At 49.4% G+C, this 16064-nt stretch carries 12 protein-coding genes; 2 read left to right on the top strand and 10 right to left on the bottom strand.

What is annotated here, in order from left to right:
* Window positions 1-289: 289 nt before the first annotated feature.
* The 10 genes from NGM66_RS11175 to NGM66_RS11220 form a co-directional block, all read right to left on the bottom strand.
* Window positions 290-853, bottom strand: coding sequence for a sugar O-acetyltransferase (locus NGM66_RS11175; protein WP_208909157.1), 564 nt, complete (start codon window positions 851-853; stop codon window positions 290-292).
* A gap of 993 nt (window positions 854-1846) precedes the next feature.
* On the bottom strand, window positions 1847-3271 hold the full coding sequence (araA, locus tag NGM66_RS11180; protein WP_208909156.1) for an L-arabinose isomerase: 1425 nt from the start codon (window positions 3269-3271) through the stop codon (window positions 1847-1849).
* Between the two features lie 54 nt (window positions 3272-3325).
* A complete protein-coding gene (locus tag NGM66_RS11185) occupies window positions 3326-4057 on the bottom strand; it encodes an L-ribulose-5-phosphate 4-epimerase (RefSeq protein WP_208909155.1) in 732 nt (243 codons plus the stop codon).
* Window positions 4058-4075: 18 nt separating this feature from the next.
* A complete protein-coding gene (locus NGM66_RS11190) occupies window positions 4076-5680 on the bottom strand; it encodes a xylulokinase (protein WP_208909154.1) in 1605 nt (534 codons plus the stop codon).
* A 372-nt stretch (window positions 5681-6052) separates the two neighbouring features.
* Entirely contained in the window at window positions 6053-8428 is a 2376-nt protein-coding gene (locus NGM66_RS11195; RefSeq protein WP_208909153.1) for a hypothetical protein, read from the bottom strand.
* Window positions 8428-9324 (bottom strand): helix-turn-helix transcriptional regulator, encoded by an 897-nt coding sequence (locus tag NGM66_RS11200; protein WP_208909152.1) that lies wholly within the window; start codon window positions 9322-9324, stop codon window positions 8428-8430. Before NGM66_RS11200 ends, NGM66_RS11195 begins: the two co-directional genes overlap by 1 nt.
* Window positions 9325-9457: 133 nt before the next feature.
* On the bottom strand, window positions 9458-10834 hold the full coding sequence (locus NGM66_RS11205; protein WP_208909151.1) for a glycoside-pentoside-hexuronide (GPH):cation symporter: 1377 nt from the start codon (window positions 10832-10834) through the stop codon (window positions 9458-9460).
* Between the two features lie 215 nt (window positions 10835-11049).
* Window positions 11050-11184, bottom strand: a complete 135-nt coding sequence (locus NGM66_RS11210) for a hypothetical protein (protein ID WP_258115677.1) — start codon at window positions 11182-11184, stop codon at window positions 11050-11052.
* A gap of 272 nt (window positions 11185-11456) precedes the next feature.
* Window positions 11457-12536: a GntR family transcriptional regulator gene (locus NGM66_RS11215; protein WP_208909149.1), complete on the bottom strand. Its 1080-nt coding sequence runs from the start codon at window positions 12534-12536 to the stop codon at window positions 11457-11459.
* Between the two features lie 86 nt (window positions 12537-12622).
* Complete coding sequence (locus NGM66_RS11220) at window positions 12623-13513, bottom strand: ArsR/SmtB family transcription factor (RefSeq protein WP_258115678.1); 891 nt, start codon at window positions 13511-13513, stop codon at window positions 12623-12625.
* Between the two features lie 268 nt (window positions 13514-13781).
* Between NGM66_RS11220 and NGM66_RS11225 the strand changes: the two genes are divergently transcribed.
* Complete coding sequence (locus tag NGM66_RS11225; protein ID WP_208909146.1) at window positions 13782-14762, top strand: glycoside hydrolase family 43 protein; 981 nt, start codon at window positions 13782-13784, stop codon at window positions 14760-14762.
* 14 nt (window positions 14763-14776) lie between these two features.
* Window positions 14777-16054 carry an oligosaccharide MFS transporter gene (locus tag NGM66_RS11230; protein WP_208909145.1) on the top strand — a complete coding sequence of 426 codons (1278 nt, stop codon included), beginning with the start codon at window positions 14777-14779 and terminating at the stop codon, window positions 16052-16054.
* The last annotated feature ends 10 nt before the right edge of the window (window positions 16055-16064 follow it).

Below are 16064 nucleotides of genomic sequence, written 5' to 3' on the forward strand. Positions count from 1 at the left end.
TCGTTCTCTCGCACGACGAATCACTCCTGTCTCCAGAAATGGTCCAATAAATTCACATGTATCCGCTTAACGTTTGTGGTGACAACAATTTGATGAAAATAAGTAAAACGTTTTCACAAACGCAATAGATTTATTTTATGCCATTTATCCGGATAAATCAACCACTTTTTGTTACGTTCGTATTACTTTTCTGGTTTGCTTTCTTAGACCATCTCATTTTAATGTAAGCGCATTCATGAAAGTGCAAAAAAAGTGGCCCACCATCACGGTCAGCCACCTTCATTTAGCATTATGCCAAAGTCTTAATCACCCGCGCCGGATTGCCACCCAAGACCACGTTGTCGCCAAAGGACTTGGTCACGACCGCCCCACCGGCGACAATTACATTATTGCCGAGTGAAACGCCGGGGCAAATGATGGCGCCACCACCGACCCAAACGTCATCGCCTAAGGTAACGGGTTTGCCAATCCCCATGGCCCCGTTGCGCCGCAGCTTCGGGTCTGCTGGGTGATTGACCGAGTAGATCTGCACTTTCGGCCCAAGTAGACAGTGCTTGCCGATGGTCACCGGCGCCACGTCCAGAATCGTGCAGTCATAGTTGGCAAAGAAGTCTTCGCCCACGGAGATGTTGTAGCCATAGTCACAGCGAAAGGTCGCGTGAACCTCGACAGCATCTCCAGTGGTCCCAAATAAGGCCTTCACCCGCCGTGTACTCTCCTCAGGGTCACTTTCCCCTAGCGCGTTCAACGCTTCCACCTGGTCACGGGCAACGCCACGTTCGGCAACCAATTCGGGGTCGTAGACGTTAAACAACTCACCGGTAATCATTTTTTCTTTTTCAGTTTTTGGCATGAGTTTCCTCCTCTTTCCTATGCACAGTTATTTACTATCGGTTGCAAGTTCAAAAGTAATTAGTTTCATTGTGACACGACGATCTATCGCGACAAAATTGGTCGTTGAACGCTAGGTGGTCCGTGCTGGCCGCCTTACCGTAACGCAAAATCTAGGCTGGAACGCTGGGGGAGGACACCCCGAGCCGAAGGGCGGTCTCGTGGCTTGCTTTGAGCTGAAAAATCACCGTCTCAAAGTCACCAATTTATCAGCAAAGCCCGCTGACAAATTCCCCGGCTGAGCCTAGATTTCGCGCCACTCTCGGCTACATGGGTGCGGAATGGCAGCATTACCTAATATGGGTTATCTGAATAAACTTACCCGTCAATCTCCAAACACGTCCCACGCTGCGAGAAAAATACTCAGCTAACACTGTTGTCATAGTAATTTACATCTCTGACTATCTCCGGTTACGTTAGAAATTACCTACAAAGTTAACAGGAATATCGCTGTAGTGGCATAGTCCTGCCACGTAGCCGTGAGTGAGCTAAATTTGGACTCAGCCGTGGGAGTTTTCAAGTGAACTGCTTGGAAACTGGCGTCTTCGAGACGTGATTTTCGGCTCGAAGCGAGGTTGAAGACCGCCCTTTGGCTTCGACCGGTCCTTCCCACAGCGTCACGGTCCAAATTTGGCGAACGGTAAGGCGGCCAGCACACACACTCTGGTTTCCACTAAGCACCAACGTAGCCGATAGTTCGCCAAATATGGGTTCAGCTGTGGGAGTTTTCTTAGTGGCGCGGGTCTTGCCGCTTAGAAAACTGACAACTTGGAGACGCGGTTTATCGGCTCCAAGTTGAGGGTCGAGACCGCCTTTTGGCTCGGCCCGGCGCCCTCAGCGTTCCAACCCATATTTGGCGAACGGCAAGGCGGCCAGCAACACCAATCCTAGCCGCTTAAATCGAAAAGCGGCCGCCCGCCAAATACCGGCGAGCGGCCACTTCATTTTCATAAGCTTACTTGATGAAAGCCTTGGTCATACCAACCATGGTAGCGTAGTCTTCCATTTGTTCTTCGGTCAAGGAGAAGGAAAGCATGGTGTGGTGACCACCACCGGCCTTCATCCATTCCAAAGCACCAGTCTTCAAGCCAACCTTTGGCGTCCAGAGTTGCTTAGCAACTGGCAACTTAGGCGTTTCAGCTTCTGGCTTGTTAGCGTCAACGGCGTAGCTGATCATCTTGAAGCCGTCACGGAAGTCCGCAACAGTGACGTCAATGGCGTCGCCTTCAGAACCAGTGAAGACCAACCGAGCAGGGTCAGCCTTGCCACCGATATCCAATGGGTGAACTTCAACCCGTGGCTTGTCGGAAGCGATGGATGGGTCGACTTCCAGCATGTGAGAACCGAGAATGGCTTCGTGGCCCTTCCGCAGATCCAACGTGTAGTCTTCCATGAAGGCCGTCCGGTCGTTGTGGGACATGATCTTCATGACCCGACCCAAGGCAGCGGTCTTCCAGTCACCTTCAGCACCGAAGCCGTAGCCGTCACGAATTAAGAGTTGGGCAGCTAAGCCAGGGAGTTGTTCCATCCCCCAAAGGTCTTCAAAGTTGGTGGTAAAGGCCGTGTAACCGCCCTTTTCCAAGAAACTCTTGATCCCGAGGTATTGCTTCAATTGTACGCGAACGGAGTGCTTGTATTTGTCAGCATCGTTGTCGCCTTGAACCATTTCGTAACGAGATTCGAGGTCGGCGTATTCCTTGTCGACATCGGCGTCAGCGACCTTGCTGATTTCTTGAACCAGGTCACCAATACCGTAGTAATCAACGGTCCAGCCCATCTTGATCTGAGCTTCAACCTTGTCGCCTTCAGTGACGGCCACGTTACGCATGGTATCGCCAAAGCGGGCAACCTTCACCTTGAAGCTTTCGTTGTAGGCAACGGCCACGTCTTCCCAACGGGCAATTTGTTCTTGCACGTCAGCGTCACCCCAGTAGCCGTAAACGATCTTGTTGTTTTTGTGTAACCGGGCGTTGATGTAAGCATATTCGCGGTCACCATGAGCACTTTGGTTCAAGTTCATGTAATCAAAGTCGATGTCGGCGTAAGGAATGTTGTTTAAGTATTGGGTAGCCAAGTGTAACAGTGGCTTTTGCAATAATTCCGTCCCACGGATCCAGTTCTTGGCTGGGGAGAAGGTGTGCATCCAGGTAATGACCCCGGCAACCTTATCGTTGTAGTTAACTTCCTTCATGAAGTTGGTGATGCTTTCAGCGGTCGTCATGACGTCCTTGAAGACGACCTTGTAAGGTAATTTGCCGCTGGCATTCAACTTGTCGGCGATGTCTTGGGCATCCTTGGCAACGGACTTCAATTGTTCTTCACCATAAAGGTGTTGGGAACCGGTAACGAACCAAAATTCATAATCTGGTACTGATAACATAAGTGACACTCCTTTGAGAGATTTTAAATTTAATTTTTAACAGGGTTAAATGAGCTACTCGCGAGCAGCGTGTTCCTTGGACTTGGCGTTGTTTTGGCCATAGTAAGCGTTGGCGCCATGCTTACGCAGGTAGTGCTTGTCCAACAGGTATTGTGGTAATTCCCGGTTGGCCCGCGTCAGTTGCAGGGTGTGGTAGTCTTCTTCGGCAACCACTTCAAGCACCTTGGCGTTGTAAACGGCCTTGTCCGGGGTTGGGCCCCATGAGAAAGGACCGTGTTGGCTGACCAGCGCTGCGGGAACGGCTTCGTAGTCGATACCGCGTTCGTTGAAGGTCTTGACGATGGTCTTACCCGTGTTGCCTTCGTAGTCTTCTTCGATTTCTTCCTTCGTCAAGGCATCCGCCGCTGGCACGTCACCGTAGAAGGTGTCCGCGTGGGTGGTGTTCATGGCTGGGATATCCATCTTCGCTGCGGCAAAGGAAACGGCCCAAGGGGAATGCGTGTGAACGATGCCCCCGATATTTGGAAAATGATTGTACAGGTACGTGTGGGTTGGCGTATCGCTGGATGGGTTCAAGTCCCCTTCAACGACCTTACCGTCAGCCAGGTTGACGACAACCATGTCGCTAGCCTTCAGCTCATCGTAAGGCACACCAGAAGGCTTGATGACGTACAAGCCTTTTTCCCGGTCGACACCGGAGACGTTGCCCCAGGTAAATGAGACCAAGCCGAGTTGCGGTAACCGCATGTTAGCTTCGTAAACTTCTTGTTTTAAATCTTCAAGCATGCTATTTCTCCTTTAACGTTAGTCAGCCAGTAAGTCCACAGCCTTGCCTTCAACGGGTAAGGCGGCCTTGTAGCCGGCGATAAATTCATTGGACCCCTTCACACCAGCGGGGTCAGGTGCGACCGTGGTGCTTTCAGGATCAGCGAAGACCTTGTGATCCAGGAAGTCTTCGAGCGTTTCGTTGGCATCTGCGTCCGTGACGTAAAAGCCCAGAACCGCCATCCCCCAAGGACCCCCCTCACCGGCATTGTTGGTGACGGTGATCGGTGTGTTCAGAGAATCGGCCAAGACCTGTTGCCCGACCTTAGGCGTCCGGAACAGCCCACCTTGAGCAATCAAGGAATCCAAGTGAATGTGTTCCTCGTTAGCCAAGATGTCCATGCCAATCTTCAATGGGGCAAACGCAGCGTACAACTGCGTCTTCACGAAGTTGGCCAAGGTAAAGTTGCTGTTCGGCGTCCGGACAAAGAGTGGCCGGCCAGCCGTCATCTTGGTGATGTTTTCGCCAGAGAGGTAGCTGTAGTTCAACAGGCCCCCGGCGTTGGCATCCCCTTCGGTTGACTTGTTGAAGAGCGCACCGTACAGTTCGTCAGGCTTCAAGTCAACGCCAATCGTTTGGGCAAATTCCTTAAATAGGTTGACCCAGGCGTTGATGTCTGAAGAACAGTTGTTGGTGTGGACCATGGCAACTGGTAAACCAGTTGGGGTCGTGACCAAGTCAATGTCGCGGTGAACGGCCTTCATGGGTTGGTCCAAGACCACCATCGAGAAGGCGGACGTCCCGGCGGAAATGTTCCCGGTCCGTTCACGGACGGCGTTGGTGCCGACCATCCCAGTCCCGGCATCCCCTTCTGGTGGCGCCATGACACTGCCAGCAGTTAAGTTGCCAGCGGGATCCAGCAATTTGGCCCCATCAGTGGTCAACTTACCGGCTGGTTGCCCAGCTAAGAGCACCTTAGGCAAGATGTCCTTGATGTCCCAGTGGTATTGCCGCACCGATTTCACGTTGCGGAACTGATCTAATAACTTTTCATCGTAATCTTTTGTGGCACTGTCAATGGGGAACATCCCGGAAGCGTCGCCGATCCCGATGACCCGTTCGCCAGACAATTGCCAGTGAACATAGCCGGCCAGCGTCGTGAAGAACGTGACGTCCTTGACGTGGTCTTCTTGGTTCAAGATGGCTTGGTACAGGTGGGCGATGCTCCAGCGTTGCGGAATGTTAAAATCAAACAAATCCGTCAAGGTATCGGCCGCCTCGGCGGTGATGTTGTTCCGCCAAGTCCGGAAAGGTACCAGCAAGTGGTCGTTGGCATCAAAAGCCATGTACCCGTGCATCATGGCGCTGACACCGATCGAACCGATCTTGGTCAGGGCCACGCCATATTTATCTTTAACTTCCGCGGCCATGGCTTGGTAACTGGCTTGAATCCCGGCCCAGACGTTGTCTAAACTATACGTCCAAATGCCCTTCTTCAATTCGTTTTCCCAAACGTAACTGCCGGAAGCAATCGTTTTAAAGTCGGGCGTTACTAAGACGGCTTTGATCCGCGTGGAACCTAATTCGATTCCCAACGAGATGTTACCGCTTTCAACATCCTGAATAATCTTATCCGCACTCATGCGATAAACCTCCATAGCTCTGTCGGCTAATTAATCTCTATAACTTATGACTCAACACTAGAATTGTACAATTTTTATTCGTACAAATCAAGTAGTTTTTAATATTTGTCCGTATTATTCGATTTTTGACTTGCTGACTGCTTCCCACACAGTTTTCATTGCGTTGGCTCTTTGGGCGCAGCCGTTTTGTTGGTTATTAAGAGGAAGGGTGTTCACTGAAACAGTCTGAACGTCCCCACCTCCAATTGCCCAAGTAAGCGGTTATTGCCTGGTTATCCGGATAAATCAATCTCTGTTTTGTGCAACCGTTCTCACTTGACGCTAGCACAAAACGGGGCGGGTCTCTTCAGACCTTCCCCGTTGGTGTGTATTCTATTCGGCTACCGATAGTGGTAAGAATCCTTTACTTGTGTCATAAATCACCTGTGTCGCTGACGTGACCAGTACCTCTTGCCGATGGATGAACTTAAATGCGTGCGGGTACGGGGCATTGTTGGTGACCCGGTACTGCGTCTCAGAGAGCTGTTCCAAGTGCCCGTTAACGACGGCTAAGTCACCCGCCGGCGTTTCGTACAGGTAGGCACTCTGGCCAAAGCCGGTGAGGTACGCTGCTAGCTCTTCGCCCATATCCCAATCAGCTTGCCCGGTATCCCCATCTGGGAATAGCCGTGTGTAAATGCCGCCATCCTGGGCAAAGGTCGATTGACCAAAACGGTTGCGCGACAGGTCCGGCCGGTTCAAGTTAGGCCCCGCGATGCTGTAAGTTGAGGCCGCTTCACCTGGCGCCAATTGATTGGTTGGTGTCGTGGCATGGCTGTCATACATGTAGAGGACGCCGACAAAGGCCCGATAAGCTGCCAATAAGAGGTCGTTGTCATCCAAGACTTCATAGGCATCCAGTGCAGATGCGGCGGTGATTCCTCCCCATAGCGAATGGATCATGTAGGATTGCGCTTCCCACCAGCGATCCGGCGCTTGGCTACGAAAATCATTGCTGTAGCCAATGTTGGCCTTCAGGAGCTCCGCGTACAAGCGAGCTTGATCAACGTACCCGGCATTGGCTAAGGCGCCTGTGGCCGGACCAAAGCCGGCATTGTCATAGAAGTGCTCGGTGATGGCCGCTTGGTACTCACTGCTGTGGGCAGCCACGCGAGCCGTGGCATCTTCCCAGCATTGTTTGATCTGTTCGTACTCTGCCGTTAGTCCCTGCGCCTTGAGAGCGGCCAATAAATCATTGATGTACAGGAAGTAGACCCCCAGCGTGTGTGCTTCTTCCTTCCCCCGTTGCGAGGTGTGTAAGTCAGCATTGACCCGCAAATTAAAGACTTGGGCCGCCCACTTCAAGTAGGTCGCTGGTGAATGCAACTGTAGCGTTGCCTGATCGAATTGCGCCAGCAGGTAGTAAACGTGGCCAATATATTCAAAATCCATGTCCCGGTAAAAGTCGCCGTACAAGTTGACAGGCTTGAGGAAGTCACCGTCCGTGAACCATTTTTGCTTCACGTAATTGACCGCACTGGCCTCAACTTTTTGCACTTGGTCGGCCGTCTTGGCGGTTTGGTGCAAGAGATTCGTTTGCAAAATCAAGCTGAGTTTCCCCAGTGATTCCCCCTGATTGGAAATGGGCGTGAACGCATCGTAAGGCTGTTGGGTTTTGCCGTTAAATGCGTGAGTCGTCAACCAGTCTACCCGTGTTTCAATCAGGTCACGCACGGCGGCCATGACGTTGAAGACCACCAAGTCTTGGCGTCCATCCGCCAACGTAATTCGCAAGCAGTGTTCCCCACTACCCTTGACGGCGGTCCGGAGCACGCCATCTTGATAGTCGGCCGTCACGTCATCACGGTGGTGTTGCCCGGCTGATTGATATTCCAGCGTCAAGCGTTGGAGTTGACTGCCCGCTGGAAGATCGATGCTAATAGCAGTAGCTTGACCAATCGTCAATAGCGGATCGTAGTGGACGACCGGATGCCCATTGGCAGCGGCAACGCGTTGAAAGTCAGCCTGGTTGGTGAACGGTTCTAAAACAAAATCCCAAGTCACCTGATCATTGCCGCCAATCGTGACGGCGTCGTGCGGATAGATCCAGTCATTCGCTGGGGCCGCCCCCGGCTGGTAACCACCGGCCAGTTCCAATTGATGGAATAACAAGCCATCCAGTGACGGAGAAACATTTTCAAAGAACCGGTTGGTCCACTCGTTATAGGTCCCAACAGATTGCGTCACGCCGTTGGTTTGGAAAAGGCCTAGATTGGGACCTTGGTTGTCGCGCCGGACCCCTGCCAGTTTGGTAAAGTTGGCGGAGATACTAGGGAAAACCGCCGCGGAATCTGACATGTTACGATAAACATTTTTGTCGCGGAACATCACGTAAGCCAAGGAAGCCCATACGCCAAAATGATTCAGCGTGACCGTCGTGGTCGTTGGGTTTTGGACCCTAATTTGCCATTGAACCTGTTTGCCTGTTAAACGATATGTTTCTGTAACCGTTAAGTCGGCAATCGGGTACGCGACTGTAATTTGGTCAGCGGTTTGTGTTACCTGAGGGGTAACGTCACTGCTGACGTAACTGTGATCCCCCACGGTCAGGCTAAATTCACCGAATAATTTATCCGTGTCCTGATAACCGACCTGTTCGAGGTAAGCGGGATCCACGACCCAGTTCATGTGATGGGCGTCTTGCTGATTTTGCAGGCTGATAACGGCCCCTCGTGAGTTGACCGCGAGCTTAAATTGCGTTGATTCCATTATTTTTGCCCCTCCTTGTCCGTTTTGATTCGTCGGGTGTTGGCCTGACGATATTGGCTGGGTGACAAGCCCGTGTATTGTTTGAAGACTGTCGAAAAGTAATAAATATTTTGAAACCCAATCGCTTCAGCAATCTCTGTTTCGAGCATATTGGTGTTAAGCAGGCGTTTGCTGGCCTCTTCCATGCGATACTGCCGTAAAAATTCCGTCGGCGTCAATCCCGTGGTGGCCTTCAAGGTCCGAATCAAGTAATTCGGATGAAAGTGAAAAGCCTGACTCAGCGTGGTGTTGGTAATTTTTTCGTTAAAGTGGTCCCGTAAGTACCGCTGAATCGCACCAGAAAGCCGAACCATCGCAGAATCCTCCTGCGACTGGACTTGTACCTCCTGCAAGACGTCAATAAACAACTGTTGGGCCTGCCAGAAACCATACTCTTCGGTGGCCGAGCTATTCTTGAAAATCTGCTTGGTCATCTGAATCAAGCGGTCCTGGTGTTGTAGCTGCGTGTGTTTCGCCAAATACAGTGTTTCCGTCGGCGTATAGTGGTGCAGTGTGGGAACCTTAATGGCCGAACGCATCGGCACCAAGGTGGGTTGCTGTTGCCAGTGACCTGATACGTAAAAGTGTAGCCAGTAATACCCCGTATCTTCAGTAATCGCATGCCAGGAGTAGTGGTGATGCATGGGTAGCAGAACAAACATTTCACCCGGTTTAACAGTATAGTCATGATCATCTTCTGAAATAAACAGTTTTCCTTTCACCATGATCATCAGAATAAAAAATTGCAGATTATTCCGATTGGGGTGATGATCACCGGCACGAAAAGTCGCGTAGCCCCCTTCAATGAACGTGGGTAACGGTAGACATGAAATAGAAATGTAAGCCGGTTGTGCCATCCAATCACCTCCTGCGATATTAACTGCCAGTCAACTAGTTATCCTGATTTAACAGCAGTACTGACTTCAGACTACGGAAGGACTGACACACCTGCCAGCCCTCCCGATGTCATTTATCTAATTAAGCGAACGGCTACTCCTCAGCTAATTCGCCACGTTTTTCAGCGAGGTCAGCTCGGATGCCCGTTTCCTTCTTTTCATAGCGCGCATAGAAAATCATGATGGCTGCGCCAATGACGAAGAAGATAGCTGGTAAGAAGCTGATACAGAATTTGATAGCGCCCAATGAAGCCGCCGTCTGCGCTGCACCGGCCTTGTAACCAGCGTTGGCCATGATCATTGAAGGTGCCCAACCGCCTAAGCCAGAGCCCATCTTGATGGCGAATGAACTCCCGATAGCCGTTAAGAAACCGCTGGCCCGGATACCATTCTTCCATTCCCCGTAATCGACCGTGTCTGATAACATGGCAAATGGCATGGAAACGGAAATCCCTGTTCCGACAGACGCAATACTCCAGGCAACCCCTAAACCAATCAGGGACTTACCAGTGAAGAAGATCAAGATTTGACCGAAGGCCGCTAAGCACAGGCCAAACATTAAAACGTGGGTCTTGCTAAATTTCTTGACCATGAACGGAATCAAAACCATTCCGACCATTTGGAACATCACTAAAGCGTTCAGAATTGACGCAAACCCTTTGACCCCTAGGTTGTACTGGGTGTAGTAAACCAAAACGGAAGTCCGTGATGAGTTGCCTAACCAGTAGAAGATGAAGGCAATGACCAAGATGAACCAAGGCCAATTGCTCTTAGCCGCCCGGATACTGTCCATGATTGGAATCGACTTCTGAGTAGCCGTGTTCACTTCACGAGTATCAAAGAAGGCAAACATCAACAGTGCAAAACCGGCAACGGCCAAGACAATAGCAGTGTTCCGCCAACCAGCGACTTCATTGCCGCCACCGAAGAAGGCCACGAAGCTCAGCGTAAAGGTTGCGGTGATCAGGAACCCAATGTTCCCACCAATCATCCGAACACTGTTCAACTTGATCCGCTCGTCCGAGTCATTACTCAGGTTAGGCAGAATTGAACTAATTGGTGTCCCGACCCCGGTGTAGGAAATCCCGAAGAGTAGGTAGGTAATCATAGCCCACCAGAACTTACCGTTTGCACTCAAATTAGGGCTCATGAACATTAATACGAAGAATATGGCAAACGGAAAGGCCATCCATAAGAAGTACGGTCGACTCTGCCCCCAACGGGTATGCGTATGATCAATAATGAAGCCCCACACCGGTGCATCAAAGGCATCGAGAATCCGAGCGGCCAGTAACACGGTCCCGGCAGCCGCTACAGACAGGCCGAAGACATCCGTGTAGTAATACAAGATGAAGGTCGTGACCGTGGTGTACAGCAGGTTCCCCGCGGCATCGGTACTGGCAAACGCAAGCATTCTGTGAAATGGAACTTTGGCATCAGCCTTGATGGCACTTGCTACTTTGCTATTCACAATAAATTCCTCCTTGAAGCGAATTTATAAAAACGGTCATCAAAGTTACTTGAACTTCCTCTAAATGTAATCGGTTACAAGATAACCTAAAATAATGAGGGATGCAAGTACAAATCCCTTTGTGGTCGCCTTTATTTACTATTAATTTAAAACAAATACACGGTGTTGCCAATCTGATTGACAACACCGTGTTTATAAAATTTCACACTATCGATTTATTTCACAGAGCTTTCATTTTCCGTTCGATCTAGTAAAGCACTGATGTCTTGCGGAATCGGAATGCTGGGGTCAATGGCGGGATTGTTCAAGTGGGTGTTGCCATAACTGCTCCGGTACTGCCTTGCCGTCATGTTGGTTTTCTTTTTGAAAAGTTTCATGAAGTTTTTGTCATCATGAAAGTATGCAGTCGTTGCTGATAAATTAGTCCGTACAAGTCGTCACTTAACGACCTTGATTTTGATAGCTGCATCCCAATAATCAAAACAACTCCCTCAAAGATTTAAGAAATGATTAAGTCCGCCCACAAGGGGTCACAAATCCCAACCAAATTTCGTTAGTAATCGTATCAAGACAATTTCAGATGGCGCAAAAAAAGCCCGACAGTTGTCAGGCTCGTGATGATTTATTTCTCTAGCTTAATCGCTGAGTGCCGTTTGACGATTTCTGGCTGGTACGTGATGTTCTCAACCGGATCCCGATTCAACAGCTTGATGATGGCGTTGGCCGCATCGGCTCCCATCCGTTCCTTTTCGTGGTTCATGGTGGTCAGGGATGGCGTGAAGTATTCCCCGATTTGGTAATTATCGAAGCCGGTGACCGAGATGTCTTCCGGCACGCGAATATCATTGGACTTCAGGTAATCAATGACGTGAATAGCCAGCTGGTCGTTGTAGCACACGATAGCGGTTGGTGCTTCCGTTTGCTTCAGGTAGCCATTGATCCGTTCATAGATCTTATCGGCCGATTCGCCGGATTGGTACATGATAATGTTACTCATATAGGAATACTCGGGGTGTTCCTGGTAAGCCCGCACGAACCCATTCATCCGGTAGACTCCCTGGATATCGTCCACTTGGAAGATTCCCAGAATGCTCTGGTGGCCGAGTTCAAATAAGTACCGCATCATGTTCTGTTCCGCAGTCAGATCGTCCGTATCCACGTATGGGAAGTCCAGCTGGGGATAGTGGGCATTGATGAACAACGTCGGCAATTCATCGTCTTTAATTTCTTGATACAAATCCCCATTAGGGTTGGGTAGCGCACTTTGGGTCGGTTCAATGATCAACCCGGCCACCTTACTGTCCAACATGTTGATCAGGCTCTTGCGTTCCTTGTCATGCATGTTGTGGGTGTTACTGATCAAGATCGAATACCCCGCCTTGGACAAGACTTGGTCGATCCCGGAAATAATATTGGGAAAGATGTAGTCCGCGATGTGGGTCGTAATGACCCCAATCAGCTTAGTATCAGTCGGCGTGGACCAATCCTTGTGCCAATCCTGGACGAACATCCCGCCACCCTGAATCCGATAAATAAAATGATCACTTTCCAAATCCCCCACCGCGCGGCGAACCGTGTAGCGGCTGACGGAATATTGTTTCATAAGTTCAGACTCAGTCGGTAGCTTTTCGTCCACCTGATACTTGCCTGAAATGATGTCTTCTTTTAAGCCATCTTTGACTTTCTGATATTTATTCTCCATGTTAGCACCTCATCGTTGAACCTATTCTACCGGTTTTTGACAAGGGTTTCAAATAAATATTGTGAAAATCAAAATTCATTAGACAACTAACTATAGAAGGCAGATAGTTCAATATTTTGGTCGTGGTTCCCAAATCCTTGGCCAAATATCGTACAGCCCCCGGACTTTTTGGCATCCGGTTTGACCTCAAACCGAATCGTCCAAGTCTCCTGATCGGTTGGTAAATCTTTTAAACAAACGTCCGTAAATGGCTGCCCATCCAGGTAGGTTCCGTGGTCGGTCACCCGCAGGATCTTCAGGATGCCATATTGATTGACGTTGTCCGGCACCCAATCGGGCGTGTACTTGCCGCGAATATCGGAGAAGTCCCCGGGACTCCGCCAAGTCCCAATTTCACACCCATTAATGGAGAAAGTAATATCGGATGGCCAGGTGTTATTGGAGAATGGAAACTCTGATCCCAGCTCCATCGACAGGTCCAGCATCTCCAAATGCTCATCAGGCTGGAGAAAATTCGGTGTTCGATACTCGACGTAGCCATCGTTGAACCAGATCATACCGGCATTCATCCGCTCGGGAAACATGAAATACTTGGGATTGTCGACCTTCCCAATATAACCGTCTGGTCCCGCTAACCCACAGGATGGCTGCACAGAATACTCGGTGTAGTGGCCCACGGGGATCGTGGTCTTGTGGACCTTGAAGTCGGGATAAATGGCTTGAGGAAATTTGACTTCGATGGTATCGACGTGTAATGAAGAAATCTTTTGATGCCCCACCCGCTGGCTATGGATCAAGCCCGCGGTCTCCAATTTATGTAAATGCTTGGTGATGATGGCACTGCTCAACTGGAGATGCGCCGCCAAATCTTGCACACTCATTGGTTGACCGGACAACAATTGCACAATTTTCAACCGAACTGGGCTGGCTAACGCTTCATAAACCGGTAATGATGTTTCCGAAAGATCTAATTGCATTTTAAAGCTCCTTAATTCACAATGGATTTATTCGTTTAAGATTAACTATTTCATTAACTTATTGACAATGATTCCGCAATGTATCCGCTAACAATTAATATTATAGTTAACGGTTCCATAAAAAACAAACTTTTTTGTGGAAAGATTAACAAAAGTGGTTGACAGCGTTTTCATCCGGTTGTATATTTCATATGTACTTATTTATTAGGATTTATTGGAAATAGCCATTTTAAAGTCCTTACAAATTATTCGAAGGAGAGATTAATTAATGGTACAAGCACAGGATTACGTCAACCCACTGATCGTTCAACGGGCCGACCCATACATTTACAAGCACACGGATGGTTACTACTATTTCACTGCTTCTGTTCCTGCCTACAACTTAATTGAAATTCGCCGGGCGAAAACTTTGAACGGTTTAGCAAACGCCGCACCCCGGACTATCTGGCGTAAACATCCAGATGGTAGCGGTGCCATGAGCCAATTGATTTGGGCACCAGAACTGCACTACATCGATGGCAAATGGTTCATCTACTTCGCCGCTTCTCACACCAAGGAATTCGATCACAACGGGATGTTCCAACACCGGATGTACTGCATCGAATGTGACAACCCAGATCCAATGCGTGACGAATCCGACTGGATCGAACATGGTCAAATCGAAACGCCACTGGATACCTTCGCTTTGGATGCCACGGTCTTTGAAGCCCAAAACAAGTTGTACTACGTTTGGGCCCAAAAGGATCCCGCAATCAAAGGCAACTCCAACATCTACATTGCTGAAATGGAAAATCCTTGGACGTTGAAGACCAAGCCAGTGATGTTAACGAAACCAGAATACGATTGGGAAACCAAGATTTTCTGGGTTAACGAAGGTCCCGCAGTGCTGCACCGCAACGGTCGTTTCTTCTTGACCTATTCTGCAAGCGCTACCGACGAAAACTACGCTATGGGAATGTTGACCGTGCCAGAAGACGCCGACCTCTTGGATGCTTCTAACTGGTCCAAGTCTAAGACACCTGTCTTCCAAAGCAACATGCCAATTCAACAGTATGGCCCAGGCCACAACTCATTTACGGTCGCTGAAGACGACAAGACCGACATCTTGGTTTACCACTGCCGGAACTACACCGACATCAAGGGTGACCCACTGTACGATCCAAACCGTCACACCATGGTTCAACCATTCACCTGGAATGATGACGGAACGCCAAACTTCGGCAAGCCAGTTCCATATAATTACAAATAGGGGCGAAATAAATAATGGATAATACAAAAGCTGAATCAAAACATTTCTGGGGTTTCCCCATCACCCACTTTAGTTACTTCTTTATCTGGGCGGTCGTTAATGGATATTTAACCCTTTGGATGGAACAAGTTGCGCATTTAAACGGGACTGAATCGGGTGCCGTCTTCTCCATGATGGCTGGTATCTCATTGATCTTCCAACCAATCTTCGGAGTTGTTTCCGATAAGTTACTCTTCAAAAAGACCTTGATCTTAACGATTTCTATCGTCGGTATCTTCATTGGACCTTACTTCCAATGGGTCTTCATGCCAATCTTGCACGTGAACGCCTTCTTAGTTGCCATCGTGACTGGGACTTTCCTGAGTTTCATCTTAAACGGTGGGGTTTCTGTTATTGAACAGTACGTTCAACGTGCCAGTTTAGCCAACGGCTTCGAATACGCCCACTCTCGGGTTGGTGGTTCTGTTGCCGGGGTTGTTGCTTCATTAGTTGCCGGCCGGATCTTCCTCTGGAAGCCAAACTCCATTTTCTGGGCATGTACCATTGCCGCTGTTATCTTGACCTTCCTGTTACTCTTCAGTGACAAGATTGATATGGACAACGCTTCTGCTGCTGGTGATACGTCTAACTCCTTGGATATGAAGACGGTTATGTCCGTGTTCAAGTTAAAGAACCTTTGGGTCTTAGCTATTTTCTACATGGGTGCTTCTGCCTTATTCGATGTGTTTGACCAACAATTCATCATTTTCTTCAAGACTTTCTTTGACACTGCCGCTCAAGGGACCTTAGTTTACTCTTACATGAGTTCTGCCCAAACGGCCATTGAATTCTGCTTAATGTTCCCAATGCCATGGATCATCAACAAGATTGGTTCACGGAATGGGCTGATCATTTACGGGTTCTTAACCTGTGTCCGGATCTTAGGGTCTGCTTTATCCCCTAACTGGATTTGGATCGTCGGCTTCCGTCTGTTGGCTGGTCTCGAAATGCCGCTGCTGTTGACTTCTATCATGAAGTACATCGCCGGTGCCTTCGATATCCGTCTGTATGCTACGGTTTACGCCCTCGCATCTAACTTTGCTAAGCAAGTCTCCGTCTTCATCTTCTCCTCTGTTGCTGGGAAGATGTACGATGTGATTGGTTACCAACACACCTACGTCATCATGGGGATCGTGGTCTTCGCCATCACCTTGTTCGCTGCCTTCTTCCTGAAGAAAGAAGACCCTGTTCAAGCCGGTGAAGTCGAAGCGCCTGATGCCAAGACTGAGACTGCGACGAATGGTCAGGAATGACCGTAAAGAT

The organism is Levilactobacillus yiduensis (genome assembly GCF_024718525.1).
GTDB classification, from domain to species: Bacteria; Bacillota; Bacilli; order Lactobacillales; family Lactobacillaceae; genus Levilactobacillus; species Levilactobacillus yiduensis.

What these genes read in the sequence shown, in the direction of transcription:
- NGM66_RS11175 (WP_208909157.1), bottom strand. Translation starts at nt 853, where the DNA reads ATGCCAAAAACTGAAAAAGAAAAAATGATTACCGGTGAGTTGTTTAAC.
- araA (WP_208909156.1), bottom strand. Translation starts at nt 3,271, where the DNA reads ATGTTATCAGTACCAGATTATGAATTTTGGTTCGTTACCGGTTCCCAA.
- NGM66_RS11185 (WP_208909155.1), bottom strand. Translation starts at nt 4,057, where the DNA reads ATGCTTGAAGATTTAAAACAAGAAGTTTACGAAGCTAACATGCGGTTA.
- NGM66_RS11190 (WP_208909154.1), bottom strand. Translation starts at nt 5,680, where the DNA reads ATGAGTGCGGATAAGATTATTCAGGATGTTGAAAGCGGTAACATCTCG.
- NGM66_RS11195 (WP_208909153.1), bottom strand. Translation starts at nt 8,428, where the DNA reads ATGGAATCAACGCAATTTAAGCTCGCGGTCAACTCACGAGGGGCCGTT.
- NGM66_RS11200 (WP_208909152.1), bottom strand. Translation starts at nt 9,324, where the DNA reads ATGGCACAACCGGCTTACATTTCTATTTCATGTCTACCGTTACCCACG.
- NGM66_RS11210 (WP_258115677.1), bottom strand. Translation starts at nt 11,184, where the DNA reads ATGACGGCAAGGCAGTACCGGAGCAGTTATGGCAACACCCACTTGAAC.
- NGM66_RS11215 (WP_208909149.1), bottom strand. Translation starts at nt 12,536, where the DNA reads ATGGAGAATAAATATCAGAAAGTCAAAGATGGCTTAAAAGAAGACATC.
- NGM66_RS11220 (WP_258115678.1), bottom strand. Translation starts at nt 13,513, where the DNA reads ATGCAATTAGATCTTTCGGAAACATCATTACCGGTTTATGAAGCGTTA.
- NGM66_RS11225 (WP_208909146.1), top strand. Translation starts at nt 13,782, where the DNA reads ATGGTACAAGCACAGGATTACGTCAACCCACTGATCGTTCAACGGGCC.
- NGM66_RS11230 (WP_208909145.1), top strand. Translation starts at nt 14,777, where the DNA reads ATGGATAATACAAAAGCTGAATCAAAACATTTCTGGGGTTTCCCCATC.